The sequence below is a fragment of the Nocardia sp. NPDC051030 genome (genome assembly GCF_040683015.1).
In the GTDB taxonomy this organism is placed as follows: Bacteria; Actinomycetota; Actinomycetes; order Mycobacteriales; family Mycobacteriaceae; genus Nocardia.
In genome coordinates this window covers 856,788-878,432 of the sequence record NZ_JBFBCD010000002.1, presented here as the reverse complement: position 1 = coordinate 878,432, position 21,645 = coordinate 856,788, and the positions used below count along the sequence as shown (strand labels likewise).

The window sequence follows — 21,645 nt, the reverse complement described above, 5'->3', positions numbered from 1 at the left end:
CGAGAGATGACCACCCCCGCCATCCGCATCGAAAACCTCACCAAGCACTACGGCAAGAATGTCGCCCTCACCGACCTGAACCTGGAGGTCATGCCGGGTGAGGTGTTCGGATTCCTCGGACCCAATGGCGCGGGCAAATCCACCACCATCCGCATCCTGCTCGACCTCATCCGCCCGACCTCCGGCCGCGTCGAGGTCTTCGGCACCGACCCGCGCACCGGCGGAGCCGAACTGCGTCGGCGCATCGGCTACCTGCCCGGCGAACTCGCCCTCGAAGGCCGCCTCACCGCCAAGGACCTGCTCGACTTCCTCGCCGCCCAGCACGGCACCGTCGCCGCCGGGCACATCGAGGAACTCGCCGAACTGCTGGACCTGGACCTCGCCAGGAAGGTCGGCGCGATGAGCAAGGGCAATAAACAGAAGGTCGGCATTATCGCCGCCTTCATGCACCGCCCCGATCTGCTCATCCTCGACGAGCCCACCTCAGGCCTGGATCCCCTACTCCAGCAACGGTTCCTGGAAATGGTCGAGGAAGCCAAGGCGAACGGCCAGACCGTGTTCATGTCCTCGCACATCCTCAGCGAGGTGCAGCAGACCGCCGACCGCGCCGTCATCATGCGCGCCGGGCGACTGCTGGGCACCGAGAATGTCGAGGATCTGCGCCGCCGCGCACCGCGCTCGGTGAAAATCGTGTTCGGGGAGAACATCTTCGACGACGACTTCGCCCACCTGCCCAGCGTGCGAGACCTCTCCATCGACGGAAAAACCCTGCGCTGCACCACAGAAGGCGATGTCGACGCCCTGTTCAAGACGGCCACCAAATACCCGCTGGTGAGCGTGCTGTCCACCGAACCGGATCTCGAAGAGCTCTTCTTCAACCTCTACGAACGCCGCTGAATCCCCTCTCGAAAACCACGAACCACCTTCTCGCACAGGAGAACAAGCAATGACAGCCACGGTTTTCACCCAGACCCTGAAGGAACAGCGGCGCGCCCTCATCGGCTGGTCGATCGGCCTGGCCATCGTCCCGCTGATGTATCTGCCCTCCTACCAGTCCTTGAAGGACTCGGGCTCGCTCAATATCCAACAGAACGATATGTACAAGGCCATGGGCATGAGCGACTTCGGCAGCGCCACAGGCTATCTGAACGCCACCATCTTTTCGCTCATGGGCCTACTGCTGATGGTGATCTTCGCGGTGACCATGGCCGTCCGCACCGCCGCCCAGGAGGACAGCGGAACCCTCGATCTGCTACTCGCCCAGCCGATCTCCCGCGCCTCCCTGCTGCGTCAGCGCTTCGCCGCCCTCGCCGTGCAGGTCGGCGTCGTCACCACCGTGCTCGGACTGAGCGTGATCGCCGGGGCCAAGGCCGGGAAGATGGACGTTCCCACCGGCAATATCCTCGCGGCCATCGCCGGGCTCGGACTGCTGGGGCTGGCGGTCGCCGCCCTCACCCTGTGCGTCGGCGCGGTGACCGGGCATCGCGCCCAAACCCTCGGCGGCGCAGCCCTGCTCGTGCTCACCGGATACCTGTTCAATAGCCTGGGCGCGTTCATCGACGGGGCCGTCTGGTTGCAGAAGTTCTCGCCCTTCCACTACGCCGTCGGCGACACGCCGCTGGTGAATGGCTGGAACGCCGGGGATCTGGGGATTCTGGCCGCGCTGGCCGCCGCCGCGATCGCCGTGGCCCTGACCGTCTTCGATCGCCGCGATCTCGCCGTCTAGCACTCCCCGCGGGGTGGGTTCACCGAACCCACCCCGCTGTGCCGTCTCCACCGGAAGGAATACTCGAATCCATGACCAGCGCAGCATCCGAGCCGATCGCCCCCACCGACGCCCAATTGGCCTTCGTGGAGGATTTCGCCCTCGTACTCGAACGCATGGGGCTGGTCCGCATGGTCGGCCGGACCGTCGGCTGGCTGCTCGTCTGCAATCCGCCGCAGCAGACGTTCAATCAGATCACCGAGGCGCTGCAAGCCTCCAAGGGATCCATCTCCAGTTCTCTCAAGACGCTGACCACTATGAAGTGGGTGGACAAGACCACCAAGCCGGGCGATCGCCGCGACCTGTACTCCATCCGGCCGGGCATCCTGCCCGAACTCACCCGTCAGCAGACCGGCATGTACTCGAGCCTCACCGATATGACCTCGCGCGGACTGGCGCTGTTCGACGACCCCGATAGCGATGAGGCCGCCCGCGTCCGCGATATGCACGAGTTCTTTATGTGGATGTTCAAGGAGATGCCCGCCCTGATGGACCGGTGGGACGCCGAACAGCGCAAAGGCAAGTAGCGGCACGAAAAGGCCCGGCCGGGAACCGAATTCACGGTTCCCGGCCGGGCCTTTTCGTTGCGGAGCCGAAAGCGACTGTCAGGCGAGCAGTTTCGCCTTCAGCGCGGCGACATCCGCATCGCTGAGCTTCAGGCCGTCGCGCACGTAGTTGTCGAAGCTGCCGTAGGTCTGGTTCGCCTGATCGAAGGCCGAATCCAGCGCGGACGCGGCGACACCGTTCATCATGTCGCCGTCCTTGGCATTGCGGTAGTAATTCGACAGCAGGTAGTCGTAGTAGACCGTGTCCTTGTCGACGCCCAGGATGGTCAGCAGCACAGCCGAAGTCCAGCCGGTGCGATCCTTGCCCGCGGTGCAGTGGAACAGCACGGCACCGTCATTGTGGGCGATATCGCGCAGCACATCCGCGAAGCCCTCGTTCGCACCGGGCGCGGTGATGAACGCGCGGTACAGGTCGGTGCCCGCCGTCAGCGTGGACGCCATGACCTGCGGAGGAGCCTGACCGATGATGTCATTATGGAATTCGGTGGCACCGGCCGGAACCTTGTCCACACCCATGAGCTGCTGCTCGTAAGACGTCCGAAGGTCGTGCACGGCACGCACATTCAGGTCGGTCAGCGCGGCCAGATCCGCATCGGTGGCCTTGCTCAGCTCACCGGTGCGGTACACCAGGCCGGTGCGCACGGTGTGGCCGTCGGCGGTGCGGTAACCACCGGCATCGCGCGCGTTGACCACGCCCTGCAAGCCCAGCGATCGCGCATCGGTGTTCACCAGCACGTTGCTGGTGGAGGCGGGCGGCTGCGCCTGCGTCGCGGCGGGAGCGTCGGCGAAGGCCATCGCCTGCACCGAGCCGAAGGACAGGGCTGAGGCCAGCACCAGCGAGGCACCGAGGACACGGGTCCGGGTCATACGAAATCCCTTTCTTCGAGCGCCCAGACTGATGGCTGGGCCGGTAATCCCGCAGAGGTCACGGGATCGGGTTCAGGACGCGGTGGCCGGAGCCTCGAACCGCGAGAGAGCGAGCAGGCGGGAGATCGCGCGCAAATACTTCTTGCGGTAGCCGCCGTTCATCATCTCCTCGGAGAAGATCTGATCCAGCTTCGCGCCCGACACGGTGACCGGAGTTCCCGCGTCGTACAGCCGGTCGGCCAGGACCACCACGCGCAGCGCGACGGCCTGATCGGTGACCTGGTGCACGCCCGAGATGTACACCGCCGACACGCCGCTGATCAGCGCGTTGTAGCGGGACGGGTGCAGGGTGCTGAGGTGCTTGAGCAGCGCATCGAAATCGTCGAGCGTGGAACCCGGTGTGGCGGCGGCCTTCTCGGCGAGCAGCTCGGGCGCGGTCGGCTCCGGGGCGGGTGGCAGATCGCGGTGACGGTAGTCGGGGCCGTCCACGCGGATCGGCTCGAACAGCGAGCCCAGCTTCTTGATCTCGCGCAGGAAGTCCTGGGCGGCGAAACGGCCCTCGCCCAGCTGGCCGGGCAGCGTGTTCGAGGTCGCGACGACCGACACGCCGCGCGAGGTCAGCTCGGACAGCAGGCGCGACACCAGCATGGTGTCGCCCGGATCATCGAGCTCGAACTCGTCGATGCACAGCACGCTGTTTGCGGCCAGACGCTCGACGGCATTATTGAAGCCCAGCGCGCCCACCAGATTGGTGACCTCACCGAACGTGCCGAAGGTCTTGGGCTCCGGAACCGAGTGGTAGATCGAGGCCAGCAAGTGGGTCTTACCCACACCGAAGCCGCCGTCCAGGTACAGGCCGATGCCCGACACCGGCTTCTTCTTGCCGAAGAGCGGCTTCTTCGCGGCAGCCTTGTGAAGCTTGGTCACCTGACCCGCGAATTCCTCGGCCTTGCGGACGGCCGCGGCCTGCGAGGGCTCCTTCGGATCCGGGATGTACGAAGCGAAGCTCACCTCGTCGAAGGTGGGCGGGGGAACCATCTGGGCCACCAGCTGGTCAGCCGGAACCTCCGGGTGGCGATCGACGAGGCGTTGTTGCACGGCGATAGCGTACGGACGTGGTGAGATCGGTTCTCATGCAGCGTATGCCCAATGCGATCCAGCTCACAGATCTCAGCCACGACGAACTTGTGGGGCTGTACGCCTACCCGGCCGGGCCCTCGGCACCGTATGTGCGCGTCAACTTCGTGAGCAGCATCGACGGGGCGGTGTCGGTGGACGGGCGGTCCGGCGGATTGGGCACGCCCGCAGACAAACTGGTCTTTCGGATACTTCGGGATCTGGCCGATGTCGTCGTGGTCGGGGCGGGCACCGCGCGCACCGAGAACTACGGTGCCGCGCACACGGATTCGACCCTGCGGACGCGGCTGTGGCATCACGGCTTCGGCGGGGATCCCGATGGCGCGCCGCCGCGCATCGCGGTGGTGAGCGCCGGGGCCGCGCTCGATCCCGCGAGCAAGCTGTTCACCGATACCGGGGCGCGGCCGATCATCATCACCACCGCCGCCGCACCCGCCGAGAACAAGGCCGGGCTCATCGACGCGGGGGCGGAAGTGATCGAAGCGGGCGATGCGACGGTCACCCCCGCCCAGCTCCGCGACACCCTCGAAAAACTCCATCTGCGGCGCGTCCTGTGCGAGGGCGGGCCCGCGCTATTCGGTGATCTCATTACCGCCCAGGCCGTCGACGAACTCTGCCTGACAATCTCTCCCATGCTGGTCGCGGGCTCGGAACAGCGAATCGCGGTGTCCCCCAATGCCATGCCCACACCCATGAACTGCCGCCACCTGCTCTTCGCCGACGACGGCACGATCCTCACCCGCTGGGAGCGCTGTCACACCCGGTAGCTGAAAGAGCACGCGAGACCTGGCAGGCTGTAGCGCATGCGCTGGACTCGGGCCGCTTTGCTGGCGTCGACACTTTCGGTTTTGGTGACCACCGCCTGTGGTGCCGGGCCTTCCGACCGGCCGGTGGTCGCGGTGGAACGCCCACATCAGGCCGGGGCCGTCGAGACCACCACGCCCGCCGAGGCCGTGCCGCCCGCGCCCGAGGTGCCCAAGACCGAACTGTCCTGGCATGACTGCACCGTGCCGACACTCAATCTGCTCTCGCTCGGCACGCCGCCCAATGGGCTGATCCTGGAATGCGCCGAGTACACGGCACAAATGGACGCCTCCGGGGCGGTGGGCGGGAACTTCCGCAATGCCGCGATCCGCGCGCGCTACGACCGGACCCCGAAAGATGTCGCGCCGCTGGTGCTGACCTCCGGGGCGGATCGCTCCTCCACGGCCACCCTCGCGGGACTGGCGGCCGGACCGGCCAGCTCGCTGCTGGCCGCACGGCCCATCGTGGCGGTGGATCGGCGCGGCATCGGCAGCTCACAGCCCGTGAACTGCATGACCCCCGACATTCGCGCGAAGATCACCGATCAGGCCCAATTCACGCGGGGCACCACCGATCCCGTCGACGCGGTCGCCACGGCCAGCAAGGACGCCACCGTCGCCTGCCTGGACTTCCTGTCCCCCGCGCAGGGCACCTTCGACTCCGCGCATGCCGCCGACGACATCGAACAACTGCGTCGGGTGTGGCAGGTGGATCACCTCGCGCTGCTCGGGACCGGCAGCGGGGCGAACGTGGCGGTGAATTACGCACGCAAGTACGGCGATCATGTCGGGCGGCTGGTGCTCGATTCACCGCAGGCGCTCGGGCTCGACGCCATCGGGCGGGCCGAACAGCGGGTGCAGGGCGCGGAGGCCGCGCTCACCGCGTTCGCGCAACGCTGTGCGGGGCTTGGCTGTTCGCTCGGCGCGGATCCGCGGGCGGCGATCATCGACCTCGTGAATCGTGCGGGTTCGGGTGGGTTCGGGGACCTGTCGGCCGCAGCACTGGCGACCACGCTCAGTGGCTTCCTCGGGGATTCGCGGACCGGGGCGAACAATCAGATCACCGAATTCGCCGATGCGCTCTCGGCGCTCGGGCGTGGGGACCGCGGGCCGATCACGCCGTTCGTGCTGCGGCAGACCTCCGCCATCAACAATGACGGCGAATTCGTGAACCGCTGCACCGACAATGTGCAGCCCGCCACCCCGGGCCGGGCCAAGGACCTCGTGACCACGTGGGGGACGCAGTATCCGGTGTTCGGGAAGGTCGGGGCGATCGATCTGATGGTCTGCTCGGCCTGGCCCGCCTCGACGCCCATGCCGGCCCTGAAGAAGTTCGAGAAGCCGGTGCTGGTGCTCGGCGGCAGCGCCGACCCGGTGACCGGACAGGACGGGCGGCCCTCGGTGACCGGTGCGCTCGGCGCGGCCGGGGCGCGCACCGCGACTGTGATCTGGCAGGGCTGGGGTCATCCGGCATTCGCGCACTCCGGATGTGCGCAGCAGAGCGTCTCGGACTATCTGAAGGACGCCAAGCTGCCCGCGGACGGCACTGCCTGCCCGGCTTGACCCATCCCGACCGGTCCGCAATCCCGGCCCGACCGGCGAGTCTCGGGCGCGCCACGCAATCCCAACGGCGGGTCCGCGCACCCGTGACAGTGCCATCCGGTGTACCGTGCCCGAGTGTTCCTTCGCCAGCTCGAGCCCCGCACGGCTCGCACCACCACCGAGGTTCTGAACTTCGCACTGTGGCCGTTCGCGGTCCTCACCGTGCTGAACCGGGTGTTCATCAAGGCTGTCAACGGGTACATCACCGATGACTTCCGGCCCGTCTACAACGCGTCGCTGGCATTCCTGAATCACAAACCGATCTACAACGCCAACTTCGACTCCGTCGATCCGCATTATTTGTATCCGCCGAGCGGGACGCTGTTGATCGCGCCGCTGGCGATCATCGATCCGGAGAAGTCGCGGTGGTGCTTCATTCTTTTGAATGCGGCCGCCATCATTCTGGCGGGGTATCTGCTGCTGCGGCTGTTCAAGTTCAGCATCAAGTCGGTGGCCGCGCCCGCGCTGCTGCTGGCCATGTTCGCCTCCGAGACGGTGACGAACACGCTGGTGTTCACCAATATCAACGGGTGTCTGCTGCTGGCCGAGGTCGGGTTCATTCATCTGCTGCTGCAACGCAAAGACCTATGGGCCGGTGTGGCTTTGGGGTTGACGATCGCGGTCAAGGGGCCATTGCTCGCGCCGCTGCTGTTGATTCCGCTGGTTCGCGGGCAGTGGAAGGTGTTCCTCACCGCGCTGGGCGTGCCGCTCGTGCTGAACCTGCTGGCCTGGCCGCTGATCGTCGATTACAAGCAGTTCTGGACCCACACGCTGCCGTATCTGGCCGAGTCGCGGGACTACTTCAATAGCGCCATCGTCGGCAATGCCGGGTACTACGGGGTCGCGGACTGGCTGACCTGGATCATCCGAATCGTCATGGGCGTCATGGTGTTGCTGACGCTGTGGATTCTCTACCGCTACTACCGCGATGACGAAGTGTTCTTCATCTGCACGACCACCGGCATCCTGCTCACCTCGATCCTGGTGCTCGGATCGCTCGGCCAGATGTACTACTCCATGTTCCTGTTCCCGATTCTGATGACCGTGGTGCTGCGCAACTCGGTCATGCGGAACTGGCCGGCCTGGGTCGCGGTATTCGGGTTCATGTCCTACGACAAGTGGCTGTCGGATCGCTGGCAGAGTGCCGGGCGGACCGCCGAATACCTGCGCACCACCTTCGGGTGGGGGCTGCTGCTCATCGTCGCGTTCTGCGTGCTCGGCGAGCGCTACCTGGCGGCGCGCCGCGATGGACGGCTGGAGCCGGGCAAGTCGCTGGACCCGGCCTGGATGCATCCCGAACGGGCACTGGACGCGCCGGGCGCGCGCAATGGGCGACCGGCACGGGACACGGTCGCCGAACCCATCGGCACCGGTCACTGATCACCACATTCGCTTCGACGGCCCGCCGGAACTCCGGCGGGCCGTCGGTGTTTCGCGCATCGGTGGACCTGGGCATCGGCGGTTGGCGCGGAGACGGCCGCCGCCGGGACGTATTAGCGTGGGGGCATGAGTTCCGACGCTGATACCTCGCTACCGGCACCGCGCATCCAGCTCACGCCGCAGGAGTGGAAGGCCAAGCTGAACCCGGACGAATACCGGGTGCTGCGGCAAGCCGGTACCGAACCGGCCTACACCGGCGAATACACCGACACCGAAACCGAAGGCGTCTACGGCTGCCGGGCGTGCGGGGCCGAATTGTTCCGCAGCAGCGAGAAGTTCCATTCGCACTGCGGCTGGCCGTCATTCTTCGATCCGGCTCAATCCGACGCGGTGATCCTGCGCACGGACGACACCCTGGGCATGCGACGCGTGGAAGTGCTGTGCGCCAACTGCCACAGCCACCTCGGGCACGTGTTCGAGGGCGAGGGATATCCCACCCCCACGGACAAGCGCTACTGCATCAACTCGATCTCTCTGCGATTGCAGCCTGCGCAGGGTGCTGCGGGTGAAACGCCCTAGGCTCGTTCGCCGCTCGGCGGGCGAGCGTCGCGATTCCCGCGATCATCGGCACCGCGACCGCCAGGGAGATCCAGCCCGTGCCCAGGCCGAGCCCATCGGCATGAGATGAAGCCAGCCAATCGGTGATCGACGCACCGAGGGGTCGAGTCACGATGTAGGCGAACCAGAATGCCGTGATCGCGCTCATTCCCAGTCGGCGATGCGCGATCGCGGGGACGGCGATGGCGACGGCGAACAGGATGGCCGAGGGCAGGTAGCCGAGATGCAGGGTGGCGGCGGTGAGGTCACCGGCCACGGTGCCGAGGGCGAAGGTCGTCATCACCGTCGCCCAGTAGAAGCCCTCGCGCCGACGAGTGGTAATGCTGTGCACCGAAAGAGTTTTCTCCGTTCGATACCACCAGGCCAGGATGCCCGCGAGGACTGCCGCGAACACCGCGGTCGACGCGGGCAATGGGATACCGATCACGAAGTCGACGATGTCGGCGACCATGGTGCCCACAATGGCCACCATGACCACCGCGGTCCAGTAGGTCCACACCCGATAGCTGGGCGTCCGAAACTGCAGCCACAGACTGATGGTCAGCAGCGCCAGCCCGCCACCGACCGCCACCTCGGGGGCGGGCCCGGAGACCAGGAAGTCCGAGAACGTCTCCCCCATCCCGGTGGACAGGATCTTGATCACCCAGAACAGCGCGGTGATTTCAGGGACCTTGGTCAGTATCGAACGCGGAGGCGAAACATTCTCTGTCACATTGCTTGTCACGCGCACAGCCTGCCGACACGACGCTGAGAAACCGTTGTGAGCCACCGGTTGCGGAGCGGCCCACTCTATGCGTGGGCCGCGATCTCCAGAATCCAGAAACCGGCGGTGACCTGAGGGAGCTTATAGTCGGTTCGGGTTGACCCCGGAGAGGAGAGGCGCTCGTCCATGAGATTGCTACTGGTCGAAGACGAGCAGCGCCTGGCCGAAACCATCGCGCGCGGGCTGGGGCTGGAGGGCTTCGTCGTGGTGATCGCCTCGACCGGGCCCGACGGGCTGTGGCGGGCGACCGAGGAATCGTTCGATGTGATCGTGCTCGACATCATGCTGCCCGGTATGAGCGGATACCAGGTACTGCGCGCCCTGCGCGCCCGCGATGTCCGGACGCCGGTGCTGATGTTGACCGCGAAGGACGGTGACCATGAGGAAGTCGACGCGCTGGATATGGGAGCCGACGACTATCTGACCAAACCGTTCTCATTCATCGTGCTCATCGCCCGGTTGCGAGCCCTGCTGCGCCGCAACGCACCCCAGCAACATCCGATCCTGTCCGCGGGTGATCTGCGCCTGGATCCGGCGCGCCGGACCGTGCATCGCGGCGACGTCGAATTGACCCTCACACCAAGGGAATTCGGGCTGCTCGAATATCTGCTGCGCAACAAGGGGACGGTGCTCACCAAACTCGAGATCCTGCGCAATGTATGGGACGCGCACTATGACGGTCCGGAGAATGTGGTCGAGGTGTATGTGGGTTACCTGCGCCGCAAGATCGACACCCCATTCGGGTGCGCCAGCATCGAAACCCGCCGCGGTGTGGGCTACCTGCTCGCCGACGAGGATCGACCGGCGAACCGTTTAGGCAGCAGGACAACGAATCTCGCTCCCCCGTAGGGTGATTCGCCGATGCTCACGGTGCCCGCGTGGGCGCGGACGAGCTCGGCGACGATCGCCAAACCCAGTCCGGTGCCGCCTGAGTCACGACCACGATCATCTTGCAGGCGGACGAAGCGCTCGAATACCCGCTCACGATCGGCCACGGGAATCCCGGGACCGTCGTCATCGACGATCACGCGAATCGACTCGCCGGCATCCTCAATAGCCACGCTGACCCGCGTAATGGCATGCGCGGCGGCATTATCGGCGAGATTGCGAATCAGCCGATGCAGCGCACGGGGATCGCCGGCGACACGGGCGGCCACCACCCGCGCCTCGACCCGTAGTGCGGGGTGATTGTGCCGCAAGGCGGTCACCGCGGCCGCGACCAGATCGTCGATATCGACATCCTCGGGAGTCACCCTGAGCCGGGACTCGTCGGCCGACGCCAAGGTGAGCAGGTCCTCGACGAGATAGCGAATCCGCTCGGCCTCCGGGAGCACCGAGCCCGTAATGGTGGCCGAGTCCAGGAAGTCCGGATGATCGCGGCCGAGCTCGAGCGCGGCTATCACGGTCGAGAGCGGACTGCGCAGCTCATGGGAGGCATCGGCGACGAAACGGCGCTGCGCGTCACGTCCGGCTTGAATGCGGTCGAGCATCGCGTTCATCGTGACCGCGAGCTGGGCGATCTCGTCGCGGGTGGCGGGCACCGGCACCCGGTCACCGAGCCGGTCCGCCCCGATCGCGGCGACCTGACGGCGGATCGCGTCCACCGAGGCCAGTGAACGCCCGACCAGAGCGAAGGTCGCCACGCCCGAGGTCAACAGCACCACCGGTGCGACCACCCCGAGCACCAGCGCCACATTGCGGACCGTCTCCTCGGCCTGCTCATCGCTGACCGCGACCAGCACCGTGTAGCCCCCGCCGGTCACGGGCACGGTCGTCACGCGCAGCCCGTCCGCACCGCCGACCTCGAGGCCCCTCGCCCGCATCGGAACCGGATTCATCAGCGGCACATCCGCCTTCCCCGCCGAACCGCGCACCACGGTCCCATCCGGGGCGATCACCTGGATCGCGGTGAGGGTGTCATCGACATCGAACAGGGCATTGTCGAGTTGACCGGGAGCCTGCTTGCCCAGCTGCTGGACCAGTTCACCGGCCCGCTCATCGGCCGAGGTTTCGAGCGATCCGATCAAAGACCGATACATCAGCACCAGCGCCACCACACCGCCGATGCCGAACACCACCGCCAGCACCAGAGTGCTGAACACCGCGGACCGAACGCGCAGCCCCCAGCGCGAGGGCCGCAATACGATCGACAGATCAACCATGTCCGCAATCATCAGGGATGCGGGCACGCCAACGCCGTCTGCTCTCAGCGTGTTCACAGCGCCCGCTGGCAGTGTGGCCGATATGTCGACCACAGGCAGTCGATTCCGGCGACGGCGCGGTAAAGCTGATATCAGTCGGCGAGATGCGAAAGAGGCTGTCCGGCAAAGACTTTGCGTACATTCGCCGCGAAGGCCAACGCCATCGAACGGTACGATTCCGCGGTGACACCACCGATATGCGGGGTGAGCGAGACGTTCTCGTCCAGCAGCGGGTCGGCGGGATCGATGGGCTCATCCCACGTGACATCCAGTCCCGCGCCGGCGAGCCGGTCGGACCGTAAGGCGTCCAGCAGTGCGTGGTAATCCACGATCGGCCCGCGTCCCACATTGATCAGCCACCCACCGGGCGGCATTGCCGCGAATTGTTCGGCTCCGATCAGGCCTCGGGTGTGTTCTGTCAACGGGCAGCAGACGATCAGCACCTCGGTGCCGGCCAACGCTGTGTCGAGCTCCTCGATGGACCGATACCGCTCGAGCGGAACCAGCCCGGTCAGCGCCGGGTAGTCCTGGTAGCCGCGATGACCGACCGCGGTCGTGACGGCCTCGAATGCGTTCAACCGCCCGATCAGCGCGATCCCGATCGCGCCGGTTCCCACCACGGTGACCGCCTTCCCCGCCAGCATGCTCCCACCGGGTTCCCCCACCCGGCCTGCGCTGATACTCCGCTGCGCATCGCGATACCGACGCAGCAATGCCAGCACATGCAGCATCGCCATCTCCGCCACCGCGACCGCATTGCCGGTATCACCCGCGGGCACATATGCCACCGGAATCTCCCGGGCACGCGCGGCCGCGACATCCACCCCCTGCACCCCGACCCCGAACTGCTGAATCACCCGCGGCCGCGTCGCATCCATCAGCCCACCATCGACCGTGGCCCCCAACGGCACCAGCACGTCTACCGGCGGCGGCCGCTCCTCGTCGACCCTGATTCCGACCAAATCCGCCTCGGGCAGCGCGGCCTCCAGTGCGCGCCGCACATCGGCGAATCCCGACCCACAAAGTCCGATCAACATAACCCGATTCTGGACTCGCACCAGTCGGCGATATCGGCGAATTGCCCGATTGGGCAGTGGGCTATGGCTGCCCGTTCGTGGCCGCAGCGTTGCTGTCAACCTACGAACGCCTTTGGCGTGCCGCTCAGCGACACGCCCAGGGCCGCTCGATCGTCGCTGCGCTTGCACCCCTCGGGCAACACAGACGAGTGAATCGCAGGAATCCTATGGGGCATATGCAAATACGCGCATGCCCCGAATTCCCTGGGCATGAGTTCGGCGAATTCATGGCAGCCTGATGGGATCCGAGGTTCGAACCAGGAATACGACGGAGCCCGGCCGCATTTCGCGGCCGGGCTCCGGTCTTTGGTGCCAAGGCTATCCCCGGCAGCACCTTGGTTACTTCACGGCAGCGTGTCGCTGATTACGGCAGGGAGGCGATCAGCTTGTCGACCTCGACGCGCGGGCCGGTGAAGAACGGAACTTCCTCGCGCACATGCAACCTCGCCTCGGTGGCACGCAGGTCGCGCATGAGGTCGACGATGCGATGCAGTTCCGGGGCCTCGAAGGCCAGGATCCACTCGTAATCGCCGAGGGCGAACGAGGCGACGGTGTTGGCGCGCACGTCCGGGTAATCGCGCGCGGCCTTGCCGTGATCGGCCAGCATCTTGCGACGCTCCTCGTCCGGGAGCAGGTACCACTCGTACGACCGCACGAACGGGTACACGCAGATGTAGTTCCCCGGCGCCTCACCCGCCAGGAAGGCCGGAACATGACTCTTGTTGAACTCGGCCGGGCGATGCAGCGCGGCATTGCTCCACACCGGGTTACTGACCGAACCCAGCTCGGTGAGGCGACGGAAATCGGCATAAGCGGCCTGCAAATCCTCGATCCGCTCCGCATGCCACCAGATCATGAAGTCCGCGTCGGCGCGCATGCCCGCCACGTCATACAGCCCGCGCACCACCACCCCGCGCTCCTCCAGCGAATCGAAGAACGCCTGAGCCTCCTTGATGGCAGCCTTCCGGTCATCGCCCAGAATGCCGGGCTCGACCTGGAACACCGAAAACATGAGGTACCGAATGGTGTCATTCAGAGCTTTGTAATCAAGTCGCGCCATGCCCCCATCGTGCCACTCCCCCCGAACCCCCCAGACACCCGGTGCAACTCCCGATTTCCGGGCATTCCCCTCGAAATGACCTAGTGTTTTCGGAGTGAGTAGCCTCCCCCCGCACGGCTCGTCACCCCACCCCTTCGACCCGGCCCACCAGCCAGGCGAACCGGTCCCACCGGGCGAGCAAACCCCACCCGCCGCCCAGTGGTCATCCGGTGGCGAGAACCCACCCGACGCGCAGTCGCCGCAGAGCGGGCAGATCCCATGGAACGCGCCGGTTCCACCCGGCGGGCAAAACCCGTGGGGCCCACCGGTCCAGCCCGCCCAGCCGGGCCCGTTTTCGGGCGGGCCGGGGCAGTTCGGTGGCGGCCCCGGGCAATTCCCCGGGGCTCCAGGCCAGTCCGCGGGACCCGCGTGGAGCGGACAGTTTCCGCCGGAGGGGCAGGTCCCTCCGGGAGCTCAGTTCCCATCAGGCGGGCAGGTCCCACCGGGCGCGCCCGACCAGTCGGGCGCGCAAAACCCATGGGGCGCATCGGCCCAGCCAGGATCGGGCGGTGGGCCGGGGCAGTTTCCCGGTGGACCGGGGCAGTTCGCGGGTGGCAGGCAGGGATTTGCTGGGGTGGCGGCCGGGGTGGTCAAGGATCGGGTTGCGGGTGGGCTGCTGATTTTTGCTGCGGCTGTTGCCGTGATCGGGTCGTTTTTGACGTTGGTGTCTTGGGAGATGAGTCTCGAGTCGCCGGGTAGTGGTACCGAGGCGATGAACTTTCATGCACGGTTCACCGCGTGGCGGTCGTATTTCGAGAGTTCTTATCAGCCGGTTGATTCCGACTCTCAGACACAGTTGTTGGGGGTGCCGCTGGTGACAGGGGCCGTGCTGGCGGTGCTGGCGGGGGTGCTGCTGTTGGCCGGGCTCGGTGGGCGGAGCCGGGTGGTGAAGGCGATCGGTTCGCTGGCTGCCGGAACGATTTTCGGGGTGACGCTGACCGTGGTGTTCATCACGGCATCGACGACACTGGCCGAGAGTGAGCTCTCGCAGAGCAGCCTCGGCGCGGGGTTTTGGATCCTATTGATCGCGACCGGGGTGGGGTTGGCGGCGCTGGTTCTGGGGCTGCCCGTGCAGAGGGCATCGTCGGGTGAGTCGAATCCCGGTGCGTACGGGGCTGTTCCGCAGCGTGGGCGGGCCTCCGGGACCGATATCGCGACCGGGGTGCTGCTGGCGCTCGTGGCGGTAATGCTGATCGTGGGGTCATTCCTCCAGTTGATCGGCGACTCCACCTGGACCACATGGGAACTCGGGATCGGCGACCAATCCTCGACGCAGCTGACCGGTGTCTCGCTGCTGCTCGCCGCCATGCTGGCTTTGCTCTCGGCGGCACTGCTGTTCATCGGGCTGGGCGCGCGTGGGCGAGTCGCGCGCGGGCTCGGATCCGTCGCGGCCGGAATGGCTTTCGGTGTGGCATTCACCGTGATCTTCGATGTGGTATCGACGGCGAACGGCGCCGACCAAACATTCCAATCCACCGAGTACAAGGCGGGCTTCTGGGTGCTGGTCGCCGTCGGCGTGGTTTCCTTCTGCGCCGCCATCGCCAGTCTGATCTTGAATATAGGGGCGGCGCAGCCGCCTACCTATCCTCCCGCCCCGCAATACAACTCACCGGGCGGATACAGCCCGATGCCGAACAATCCCGCGCCCCAACAGTATTACGGCCCGCCGCCCACTCAGGCGCAGCCGTGGAACATGGATCCACCGCAATAACGAAGCCTCGCTTTCCGGCGAAGGCGCGTTCACACGCCGGGGTCAAGATGCGGTTGCGGTCCAGGAGGCGATCAGGCGGCGCAGACCGTCGCGGTAGACGCCGTCACCGGCGAGAACCGTGGTGATGTCGTCCAAATGCGCTGCCAGCAGCGGGTGTTCATCGGGATCCAAGGCTGCCAGGGCCGAACGGGCGCGCAGTCGAACGGCTTTCGGATCCCGCTGCTCAACCAGCGCCGCACAGCCGAGGGTGTACAGATACATCTCGCGGTAAGCGTGCAAAGCCTCGGTGATCGGAAGCCCGAGCGAGAGATTATCGGCCAGTTGAGGTTCGGTGAGCCGGGCCAGCACGCGCGGCCCGAGCCAAGGCCGGGGCCCGCGCAGCAGCACCAGCCCCGGATGCGCGACCAGCAGGTCATACCAGGCCACGAATCGCCGCTCGGTGACCTCCGCCCACATGCCCGAGCCAGGAGCGATCTCGGGCAGGCCATCGGCCAGATGATCGGCGAGAAGATCCAGCAGACCGCCGAAATCACCACCGCCACGCCGAACCACCGTGGTGTGCGACACACCAAGGAAGCTCGCAATGGCCCGGAAACTCAGCTCCGACGCCCCCCGAGTCTCGATAATCGCCAGCCCCGCGCGCGCAATCGCCCCGGGCGTGGCTTCCTCCAGCGACTTCGACGTCTTAGGCATGCAGACACTGTAAGTTACAGTGTAACTATCGGGTGCACCGGCCCAGCCGTGTCCCCCGGCCGCATCGGCGCGCGCATCGACTCACGCGCGAGCCAACGACCGTGATCCGAATCGAAATGCGAAGGACCGTGCTGTGCACCCGACTTACGCCGACGTGAAGGCGGCCGCCGACCGAATCGCGGGCCTCATCCGCCCGATCGTGCTCGCCCCCATGGACCCGGCCGCCATCCCCGCCGCCGACGGCGGCACCTGCGAAGTCTGGCTGGCCCTCGAACACCTCCAGCACTCCGGCAGTTTCAAGGCCCGAGGCGCGGCGAACTTCCTCCTCGCCCACCGCGAACAAGGGGGGCTCCCCACGGCGGGCGTGACCATCGCATCCGGCGGCAATGCGGGCGTAGCGTGCGCCTGGTCCGCCCGCCTGGCCGACACCGCCGCCACCGTCTTCCTCCCCACCACCGCACCCCCGATGAAGGTGGCCCTCCTCCAATCCCTCGGAGCCCAGGTCCTCACCCCCGGCCCCTCCTACGCCGAAGCCGCCGCCGGCTGCGAGCGCTACGCCACCGCCAGCGGAGCCCTCCGCTCCCACGCCTACGACGACCCCTACATCTCAGCCGGAGCAGGCACCCTCCTCGAAGAAATCCTCACCCAACTCCCCACCCTCGACACCGTCATAGTCGCGGTAGGCGGAGGCGGCCTCTTCACCGGCGTGGCCACCGCCGCCGCCCACCACGGAATCCGTGTGGTCGCAGTCGAACCCGAGAACTGCCGCGCCTTCAACGCCGCCCTGCAAGCAGGCCACCCCGTGGACGTCCCCACCGACTCGGTGGCCGCCGACTCGCTGGGTGCCCCCCGCACCTCAACCATGGCCCTGGCCGCCGCAGCCGCCGCCGACACCCACTCGATCCTCGTCCCCGACACCGCCATAATCGCCGCCCGCCAAGCCCTCTGGGACGACCGCCGCCTAGCCGTAGAACACGCCGCCGCCACAGCCCTCGCAGCCCTGACCTCCGGCGCCTACACCCCCCGCCCAGGCGAACGCATCGCAGTAGTCATCTGCGGCGCAAACACAAACCCAAGCGACCTGATCTCCACCTGAGCCCGATCCCCACGCCCTCCTCACCCGTCCTGCTTGCAGCCGAAAGCCACCCGGCCGCTGAGGATCCCGGTCACAGCGCCATGCGCGCGGACTACCGGGCCAGCGAGCTGCTGTCGCGGGCGTGCGGCCGCAACAGCCGCATGTGCGCTGCATGTTCCTGGCCGCCCGCGCCCGACATGAACGCTCGCCACTCGGGTCTTGATGATGCCGCGCTTATCGAGCCCCAGGTGGGCGGCCGCGCAGAGGCAGGCCGGTCGGCGCGGTCAGGCCGGTCAGCGCGGTCAGGCCGGTCAGCGCGGTCAGGCCGGTCGGCGCGGTCAGGCCGGTCGGCGCGGTCAGGCCGGTCGGCGTGGTCAGGCCGGGTAGCGGAGTGCCACACAGGGATTCGGTCAGGTGAGGTGTTCGAGGATGCGGCGGGCGGCGGCGGTGCCGGAGGCGGCGCAGGCGGGGACGCCTACGCCGTTGAGGTAGGAGCCTGCCAGGGCCAGGGCGGGGAGATCGGATGTGGCGGAGCGGAGTTCGGCGATTCGGGTGGTGTGGCCGGGGGCGTATTGCGGCAGGCCGTTGGGCCAGCGTTGGACTACCGCGGTCAGGGGGGTGATTTCGATGCCGGTGACGGTAGTGAGATCTTCGACGGCGGCGGTAACCAAGTCTGAGTCGGACCAACCGAGGGGGGTGTCGTTGCCGAAGCGGCCGAAGGAGGCGCGGACCAGGGCCACGTCGCGGGCGGCCAGGTGGGGCCATTTGCGGCTGGAGAGGGTGAAGGCCTTGGCGCGCAATGGTTCATCGGTGGCTACGAGGATGCCGGAGTTGTCCGGGAGGGGTGCGTCTCGCGGGAGGGCCAGCGCTACCACCGCGGACGAGGCCAGCTCGATTCCGGCGACCAGATCGGCTGCGGCCGGGGATATTTCGCGGAGGAGAGTGGCGGTTGCCGGGGCCGGAGTGGCCAGAATCACGGCGTCGACCGCGCCGACCGGATCCAGGTGCCAGCCTGTCGCGGTGCGAGTGAGACGGGTTGCGGTGGTGGCGGTTTCGACCTTCACATCGGCGGCCGTGCGGAGTGCTTCCAACAGCACGCCGTATCCGTCACGAATACCACCGAAGACAGGCGTATCGCTCGGCGGCGGCAGCGCCCGCGCGACGGCCTGAGTCAAGCTCGCGGCCCCCGTATCCAGCGCGGCGGCCAGGGTGGGCAGTGCCGCGCGCACGCCTATCGAATCCGCCCGTCCCGCATACACTCCCCCGAGCAGCGGGTCGACACTGCGCCGCACCACCTGCTCGCCGAACCGATCCGCGACCAGCTCCCCCACCGACATGTCCCCGCCCGGCTTCCACTCCAGCGGCCGATTCGGCTCATCGGCAATCCGGGCAACCGTCTCCGCATCCACCAACCCCGAAACCGATTCCGCCCCAGCCGGAATCCCCATCAAGGTTCGCTCCGGCAGCCGATGCCCCACCCCGCCGGACCACACCAGCGGCCGCCGCCCCGCCGGATGCACCAACTGCTCCTCGATCCCCAATTCCCGCATCAACTCCGGGATCTCGCGCCGCCGCCCCACAAAAGCCTCGGCCCCCAAATCAACCGGCTCCCCCGCGATCTCCACGGTGCGCAAAATCCCGCCCACCCGCTCCCGAGCCTCCACCAAAACCAGCTCGACCCCGCCCCCGAGCGCCTGCCGCAACCGGTAAGCCGCCACCAGCCCGCTGATCCCGCCACCAACCACCGCGATCCGCATCGACCACTCCTCGTCACCCGATACTCACCCAGCCCAGCCAACCCGCCGGTCAACCAACCCAGGCACCCGCGACCTCACCGCCGAGCCGCACTCCCCCGAACCTACCCCCGCCCACCACTGTGACCTGCGCCGCCCGCCCAACGAGTGTCCACTCATGCAGGCAAACGCCGAGAATCCCCCTGCACCACTGAACACTCGCCGCTATCCGAAAACGTCCGGCCCGGCGGGAAGCCCGTTAGTGGGAGCGATCTCGTCGGCGACGGCCACCCATACGCCGCCCAGCGGAATGTCACCGGGCATGTCGCCGGAGGCCAGGTGAGCATGCAATGGCTGAGGCAAACGCCGAGTAGACCACTCGCCCATTGCATGCTCGGCGGAGCGGGCTCGGTGGGAAGGCCCGGGTGGCGAATTGGCGGGTGGGGGTATTGATTCGGGGTGGGGCGAAAGTTCGGACAGGGTTGTGGTGGGTCACCTACGCTTTCGGGGTGACTGGAGGTTTTCCCGGTTCACAGCCGGGGGCGTACAACAGTGGACAGCTGCCGCGAGTTCAGGACGGTCGGCGAGAACCGGAGCCGGAGGCACACTCCGGCGCGAAGGCGGCGATGCTCGGCAGAGTCGCGGGAATCCTGCTCATCCTCGGATCGGTCACGACGATCATCGGGTCTTTCGTGCCGGTGCGTTGCAGCGACTTCTACCGGCCCCGCGGATGCAATGCCACGCTGTGGCATCTCCCGGCGAACAAGACGAGCGCCTACATAGGGCTGCCGATAACGGTTCTCGCCTTCGCCGGGCTGGTCATGGCGGTATTGCTGGTCGCCGGATTGGGCACGCGCAGTGGAGTTGTGCGCGTCTTCGGAATGATCGCCGCGTTCAGCGTCTTCATCGCCGCCACCAGCGGAACGATCACGGCGTTCGCGGTGGATACGAGCCGCAGCCATATCTCACTCGGCGTAGCAGTGATCATCCTCGCCGCCATTCTCGCCTTCGCCGCCGCGATCTTCTGCGCCTTCGCCGCAGTCGCCGCACCCCGCACCCTCACCCGACGCCCATTCACCCCACCCCCGGGCTGGCCCCCGCCGACCGGTGGCCAATGGACTCCCCCGCCCACCGGTCAATGGCCCTCGACAACCCCTCACACCGGCCAGGTCGTCCACCTGCCCGCAATACCGCCCGGCTACCAGGCGGTGATCACCCTGGTACCGATAACCCAACTCCACCAACCGGTTCCACCACAAGGCCACCAACCCTCACACCAAGGCCACCAGCCACACCAAGCCCACCCGAATCCGGCCCCGGGCCAGCACATGTCACAGCCCCACCAGCCCATTCCGCAACCAGGGCACTACATGTCACACCCCGGCCACCCGATTCCCCAACCGGGGCAGCCGATTCCGCAGCCCGGCCAAGCGCAATCCAGCCGGACAGACCCCCAGATCGCCCTGCAAAAACCACACTCCGGTCAACCCATCCAGCACCCTGGTGAGCACACACCGCACCCGGGGCAACACGCGGCACAGCCCGGACTTCACTCATCGCAACCTGGCGACCACATCCCTCAGCCCGGCCAACTCCACCCTCAGCCCGGCCAACTCCACCCTCAACCCGGCCAACTCCACACTCAACCTGGCCAACATATGCCGCAATCAGGGCATCACGTGGTACAGCCGGGACACATACCCCAGACAGGGTGGCTCCCGCAGCCAGCCCAACACATGCCATCACCCGGACGGCGATTGCCAAGCGCCGGACCATATCCGACGCACGGCCCCGGGTCTCCCGGACCATTCGCGCCACCGAGCGGGCCTATGGATCAAACGCCCGGATCGGCCGCCACCGCAAGCCCTGAATCGCCGTCCGATGCCACCACCATCGGCCCGGGACAGCATGCGCCACACCCTGGTTCAGGAAATCCGCACATCCTCCCGCCACTACCGGGTGATCCTGCCCCGCAGCCACCACACCCGACTCCCCATGCAGCACAAGACACTCCGCCCCCTCCCGCACCCGGGCCACCGACTGATGCCGATACACCCGCTGAACCCGCTCAGCTCGACGACGGAGTAACGGAGCGAAGAGACTTCACCGAACACCCCCTGCCCGAGGAGCGGAAGGACCAGCCCCGACCGGACTAACGCGCCACCTCGAAACCCCCCACTCGCAGCGCTGAATTCACCCGACTCCGTAGTCCCGGAAGACAGCGCTCCGTGCCCCAAGGCCTAAGCGAAGAAGAGAGACTCTCCAACCCCAACTCACGGAGGCGGATTCACCCAACTCCGCGGCCCACAAGGAGAGAGCGCTCCGCGTGCCCAGCACCTAGATCCGGACGGTGCGCGCCCAGCTCCTAGATCCGGGGAGCGGCTCTCGAACCCCGACTCGCGGAGCCGGATTCATCCAACTCGGCGGTCTCAAAGAGAGAGCGCTCCGCGCCGCCCAGGCCTAGCGCGGGGAGGGGACGCTCTCGAAACCAAACTCACGGAGGCGGATTCACCCGACGGCGCGGGCCCCAGCGCGAGCGCTCCGCGTCGCCCAGGC

19 protein-coding genes are annotated in these 21,645 nt (G+C 67.0%); 10 read left to right on the top strand and 9 right to left on the bottom strand.

Going from position 1 to position 21,645, the window contains the following annotated elements; all coding sequences use genetic code 11:
- Positions 1 to 6 precede the first annotated feature (6 nt).
- The 3 genes from AB0N05_RS08695 (at position 7) to AB0N05_RS08685 (ending at position 2,292) form a co-directional block, all read left to right on the top strand.
- On the top strand, positions 7 to 897 hold the full coding sequence (locus AB0N05_RS08695) for an ATP-binding cassette domain-containing protein (protein WP_364689316.1): 891 nt from the start codon (positions 7 to 9) through the stop codon (positions 895 to 897).
- A 49-nt stretch (positions 898 to 946) separates the two neighbouring features.
- Entirely contained in the window at positions 947 to 1,726 is a 780-nt protein-coding gene (locus tag AB0N05_RS08690) for an ABC transporter permease subunit (RefSeq protein ID WP_364689313.1), read from the top strand.
- A gap of 71 nt (positions 1,727 to 1,797) precedes the next feature.
- Complete coding sequence (locus AB0N05_RS08685; protein WP_364689310.1) at positions 1,798 to 2,292, top strand: MarR family transcriptional regulator; 495 nt, start codon at positions 1,798 to 1,800, stop codon at positions 2,290 to 2,292.
- Between the two features lie 78 nt (positions 2,293 to 2,370).
- On the opposite strand, the gene AB0N05_RS08680 is transcribed toward AB0N05_RS08685, so the two are convergent.
- Both AB0N05_RS08680 and zapE read right to left on the bottom strand, forming a co-directional pair.
- On the bottom strand, positions 2,371 to 3,198 hold the full coding sequence (locus AB0N05_RS08680; RefSeq protein WP_364689307.1) for a tyrosine-protein phosphatase: 828 nt from the start codon (positions 3,196 to 3,198) through the stop codon (positions 2,371 to 2,373).
- Positions 3,199 to 3,270: 72 nt separating this feature from the next.
- The gene (gene zapE / locus AB0N05_RS08675) at positions 3,271 to 4,296 is read right to left on the bottom strand and encodes a cell division protein ZapE (RefSeq protein ID WP_364689304.1); all 1,026 of its coding nucleotides are present in this window, start codon (positions 4,294 to 4,296) and stop codon (positions 3,271 to 3,273) included.
- Positions 4,297 to 4,331: 35 nt separating this feature from the next.
- Between zapE and AB0N05_RS08670 the strand changes: the two genes are divergently transcribed.
- The 4 genes from AB0N05_RS08670 to msrB all read left to right on the top strand — a co-directional run bounded on the left by AB0N05_RS08670 (position 4,332) and on the right by msrB (position 8,699).
- A complete protein-coding gene (locus AB0N05_RS08670) occupies positions 4,332 to 5,102 on the top strand; it encodes a pyrimidine reductase family protein (protein ID WP_364689637.1) in 771 nt (256 codons plus the stop codon).
- A 36-nt stretch (positions 5,103 to 5,138) separates the two neighbouring features.
- Positions 5,139 to 6,701, top strand: coding sequence for an alpha/beta hydrolase (locus AB0N05_RS08665; protein ID WP_364689301.1), 1,563 nt, complete (start codon positions 5,139 to 5,141; stop codon positions 6,699 to 6,701).
- A 114-nt stretch (positions 6,702 to 6,815) separates the two neighbouring features.
- Positions 6,816 to 8,120, top strand: a complete 1,305-nt coding sequence (locus AB0N05_RS08660; RefSeq protein ID WP_364689298.1) for a glycosyltransferase family 87 protein — start codon at positions 6,816 to 6,818, stop codon at positions 8,118 to 8,120.
- Positions 8,121 to 8,246: 126 nt separating this feature from the next.
- Positions 8,247 to 8,699 (top strand): peptide-methionine (R)-S-oxide reductase MsrB, encoded by a 453-nt coding sequence (gene msrB, locus AB0N05_RS08655; RefSeq protein WP_364689295.1) that lies wholly within the window; start codon positions 8,247 to 8,249, stop codon positions 8,697 to 8,699.
- Here msrB and AB0N05_RS08650 read toward each other — a convergent pair.
- Positions 8,641 to 9,462 (bottom strand): hypothetical protein, encoded by an 822-nt coding sequence (locus AB0N05_RS08650; protein ID WP_364689292.1) that lies wholly within the window; start codon positions 9,460 to 9,462, stop codon positions 8,641 to 8,643. The two genes, msrB and AB0N05_RS08650, sit on opposite strands and share 59 nt — an antisense overlap.
- Positions 9,463 to 9,627: 165 nt before the next feature.
- Between AB0N05_RS08650 and AB0N05_RS08645 the strand changes: the two genes are divergently transcribed.
- Positions 9,628 to 10,350, top strand: a complete 723-nt coding sequence (locus AB0N05_RS08645) for a response regulator transcription factor (protein ID WP_364689289.1) — start codon at positions 9,628 to 9,630, stop codon at positions 10,348 to 10,350.
- On the opposite strand, the gene AB0N05_RS08640 is transcribed toward AB0N05_RS08645, so the two are convergent.
- From AB0N05_RS08640 to hemQ, 3 genes are all read right to left on the bottom strand, one after another.
- Complete coding sequence (locus AB0N05_RS08640; RefSeq protein ID WP_364689287.1) at positions 10,278 to 11,663, bottom strand: HAMP domain-containing sensor histidine kinase; 1,386 nt, start codon at positions 11,661 to 11,663, stop codon at positions 10,278 to 10,280. The genes AB0N05_RS08645 and AB0N05_RS08640 overlap by 73 nt on opposite strands.
- Positions 11,664 to 11,794: 131 nt before the next feature.
- Positions 11,795 to 12,739: an NAD(P)-dependent oxidoreductase gene (locus AB0N05_RS08635; protein WP_364689284.1), complete on the bottom strand. Its 945-nt coding sequence runs from the start codon at positions 12,737 to 12,739 to the stop codon at positions 11,795 to 11,797.
- Positions 12,740 to 13,142: 403 nt separating this feature from the next.
- Complete coding sequence (hemQ, locus tag AB0N05_RS08630; protein WP_364689281.1) at positions 13,143 to 13,838, bottom strand: hydrogen peroxide-dependent heme synthase; 696 nt, start codon at positions 13,836 to 13,838, stop codon at positions 13,143 to 13,145.
- An 853-nt stretch (positions 13,839 to 14,691) separates the two neighbouring features.
- Between hemQ and AB0N05_RS08625 the strand changes: the two genes are divergently transcribed.
- Positions 14,692 to 15,588, top strand: a complete 897-nt coding sequence (locus tag AB0N05_RS08625; RefSeq protein ID WP_364689278.1) for a hypothetical protein — start codon at positions 14,692 to 14,694, stop codon at positions 15,586 to 15,588.
- A gap of 42 nt (positions 15,589 to 15,630) precedes the next feature.
- Here AB0N05_RS08625 and AB0N05_RS08620 read toward each other — a convergent pair whose 3' ends face one another.
- Positions 15,631 to 16,281 (bottom strand): hypothetical protein, encoded by a 651-nt coding sequence (locus tag AB0N05_RS08620; RefSeq protein WP_364689275.1) that lies wholly within the window; start codon positions 16,279 to 16,281, stop codon positions 15,631 to 15,633.
- A gap of 133 nt (positions 16,282 to 16,414) precedes the next feature.
- On the opposite strand from AB0N05_RS08620, the gene AB0N05_RS08615 reads away from it, so the two are divergent.
- Positions 16,415 to 17,377, top strand: coding sequence for a threonine/serine dehydratase (locus AB0N05_RS08615; RefSeq protein ID WP_364689272.1), 963 nt, complete (start codon positions 16,415 to 16,417; stop codon positions 17,375 to 17,377).
- A gap of 389 nt (positions 17,378 to 17,766) precedes the next feature.
- Here AB0N05_RS08615 and AB0N05_RS08610 read toward each other — a convergent pair whose 3' ends face one another.
- Positions 17,767 to 19,113, bottom strand: a complete 1,347-nt coding sequence (locus AB0N05_RS08610) for a protoporphyrinogen oxidase (protein WP_364689269.1) — start codon at positions 19,111 to 19,113, stop codon at positions 17,767 to 17,769.
- 751 nt (positions 19,114 to 19,864) lie between these two features.
- Positions 19,865 to 20,077 carry a hypothetical protein gene (locus AB0N05_RS08605; protein WP_364689266.1) on the bottom strand — a complete coding sequence of 71 codons (213 nt, stop codon included), beginning with the start codon at positions 20,075 to 20,077 and terminating at the stop codon, positions 19,865 to 19,867.
- Positions 20,078 to 21,645 lie beyond the last annotated feature (1,568 nt).

Excerpts from the sequence above, each read along its gene's own strand:
- AB0N05_RS08695 (WP_364689316.1), top strand. The coding sequence starts at position 7 with ATGACCACCCCCGCCATCCGCATCGAAAACCTCACCAAGCACTACGGC.
- AB0N05_RS08690 (WP_364689313.1), top strand. The coding sequence starts at position 947 with ATGACAGCCACGGTTTTCACCCAGACCCTGAAGGAACAGCGGCGCGCC.
- AB0N05_RS08685 (WP_364689310.1), top strand. The coding sequence starts at position 1,798 with ATGACCAGCGCAGCATCCGAGCCGATCGCCCCCACCGACGCCCAATTG.
- AB0N05_RS08680 (WP_364689307.1), bottom strand. The coding sequence starts at position 3,198 with ATGACCCGGACCCGTGTCCTCGGTGCCTCGCTGGTGCTGGCCTCAGCC.
- AB0N05_RS08670 (WP_364689637.1), top strand. The coding sequence starts at position 4,332 with ATGCAGCGTATGCCCAATGCGATCCAGCTCACAGATCTCAGCCACGAC.
- AB0N05_RS08665 (WP_364689301.1), top strand. The coding sequence starts at position 5,139 with ATGCGCTGGACTCGGGCCGCTTTGCTGGCGTCGACACTTTCGGTTTTG.
- msrB (WP_364689295.1), top strand. The coding sequence starts at position 8,247 with ATGAGTTCCGACGCTGATACCTCGCTACCGGCACCGCGCATCCAGCTC.
- AB0N05_RS08645 (WP_364689289.1), top strand. The coding sequence starts at position 9,628 with ATGAGATTGCTACTGGTCGAAGACGAGCAGCGCCTGGCCGAAACCATC.
- AB0N05_RS08640 (WP_364689287.1), bottom strand. The coding sequence starts at position 11,663 with ATGGTTGATCTGTCGATCGTATTGCGGCCCTCGCGCTGGGGGCTGCGC.
- AB0N05_RS08635 (WP_364689284.1), bottom strand. The coding sequence starts at position 12,739 with ATGTTGATCGGACTTTGTGGGTCGGGATTCGCCGATGTGCGGCGCGCA.
- hemQ (WP_364689281.1), bottom strand. The coding sequence starts at position 13,838 with ATGGCGCGACTTGATTACAAAGCTCTGAATGACACCATTCGGTACCTC.
- AB0N05_RS08620 (WP_364689275.1), bottom strand. The coding sequence starts at position 16,281 with ATGCCTAAGACGTCGAAGTCGCTGGAGGAAGCCACGCCCGGGGCGATT.
- AB0N05_RS08610 (WP_364689269.1), bottom strand. The coding sequence starts at position 19,113 with ATGCGGATCGCGGTGGTTGGTGGCGGGATCAGCGGGCTGGTGGCGGCT.
- AB0N05_RS08605 (WP_364689266.1), bottom strand. The coding sequence starts at position 20,077 with ATGATCACTGCTACGCCGAGTGAGATATGGCTGCGGCTCGTATCCACC.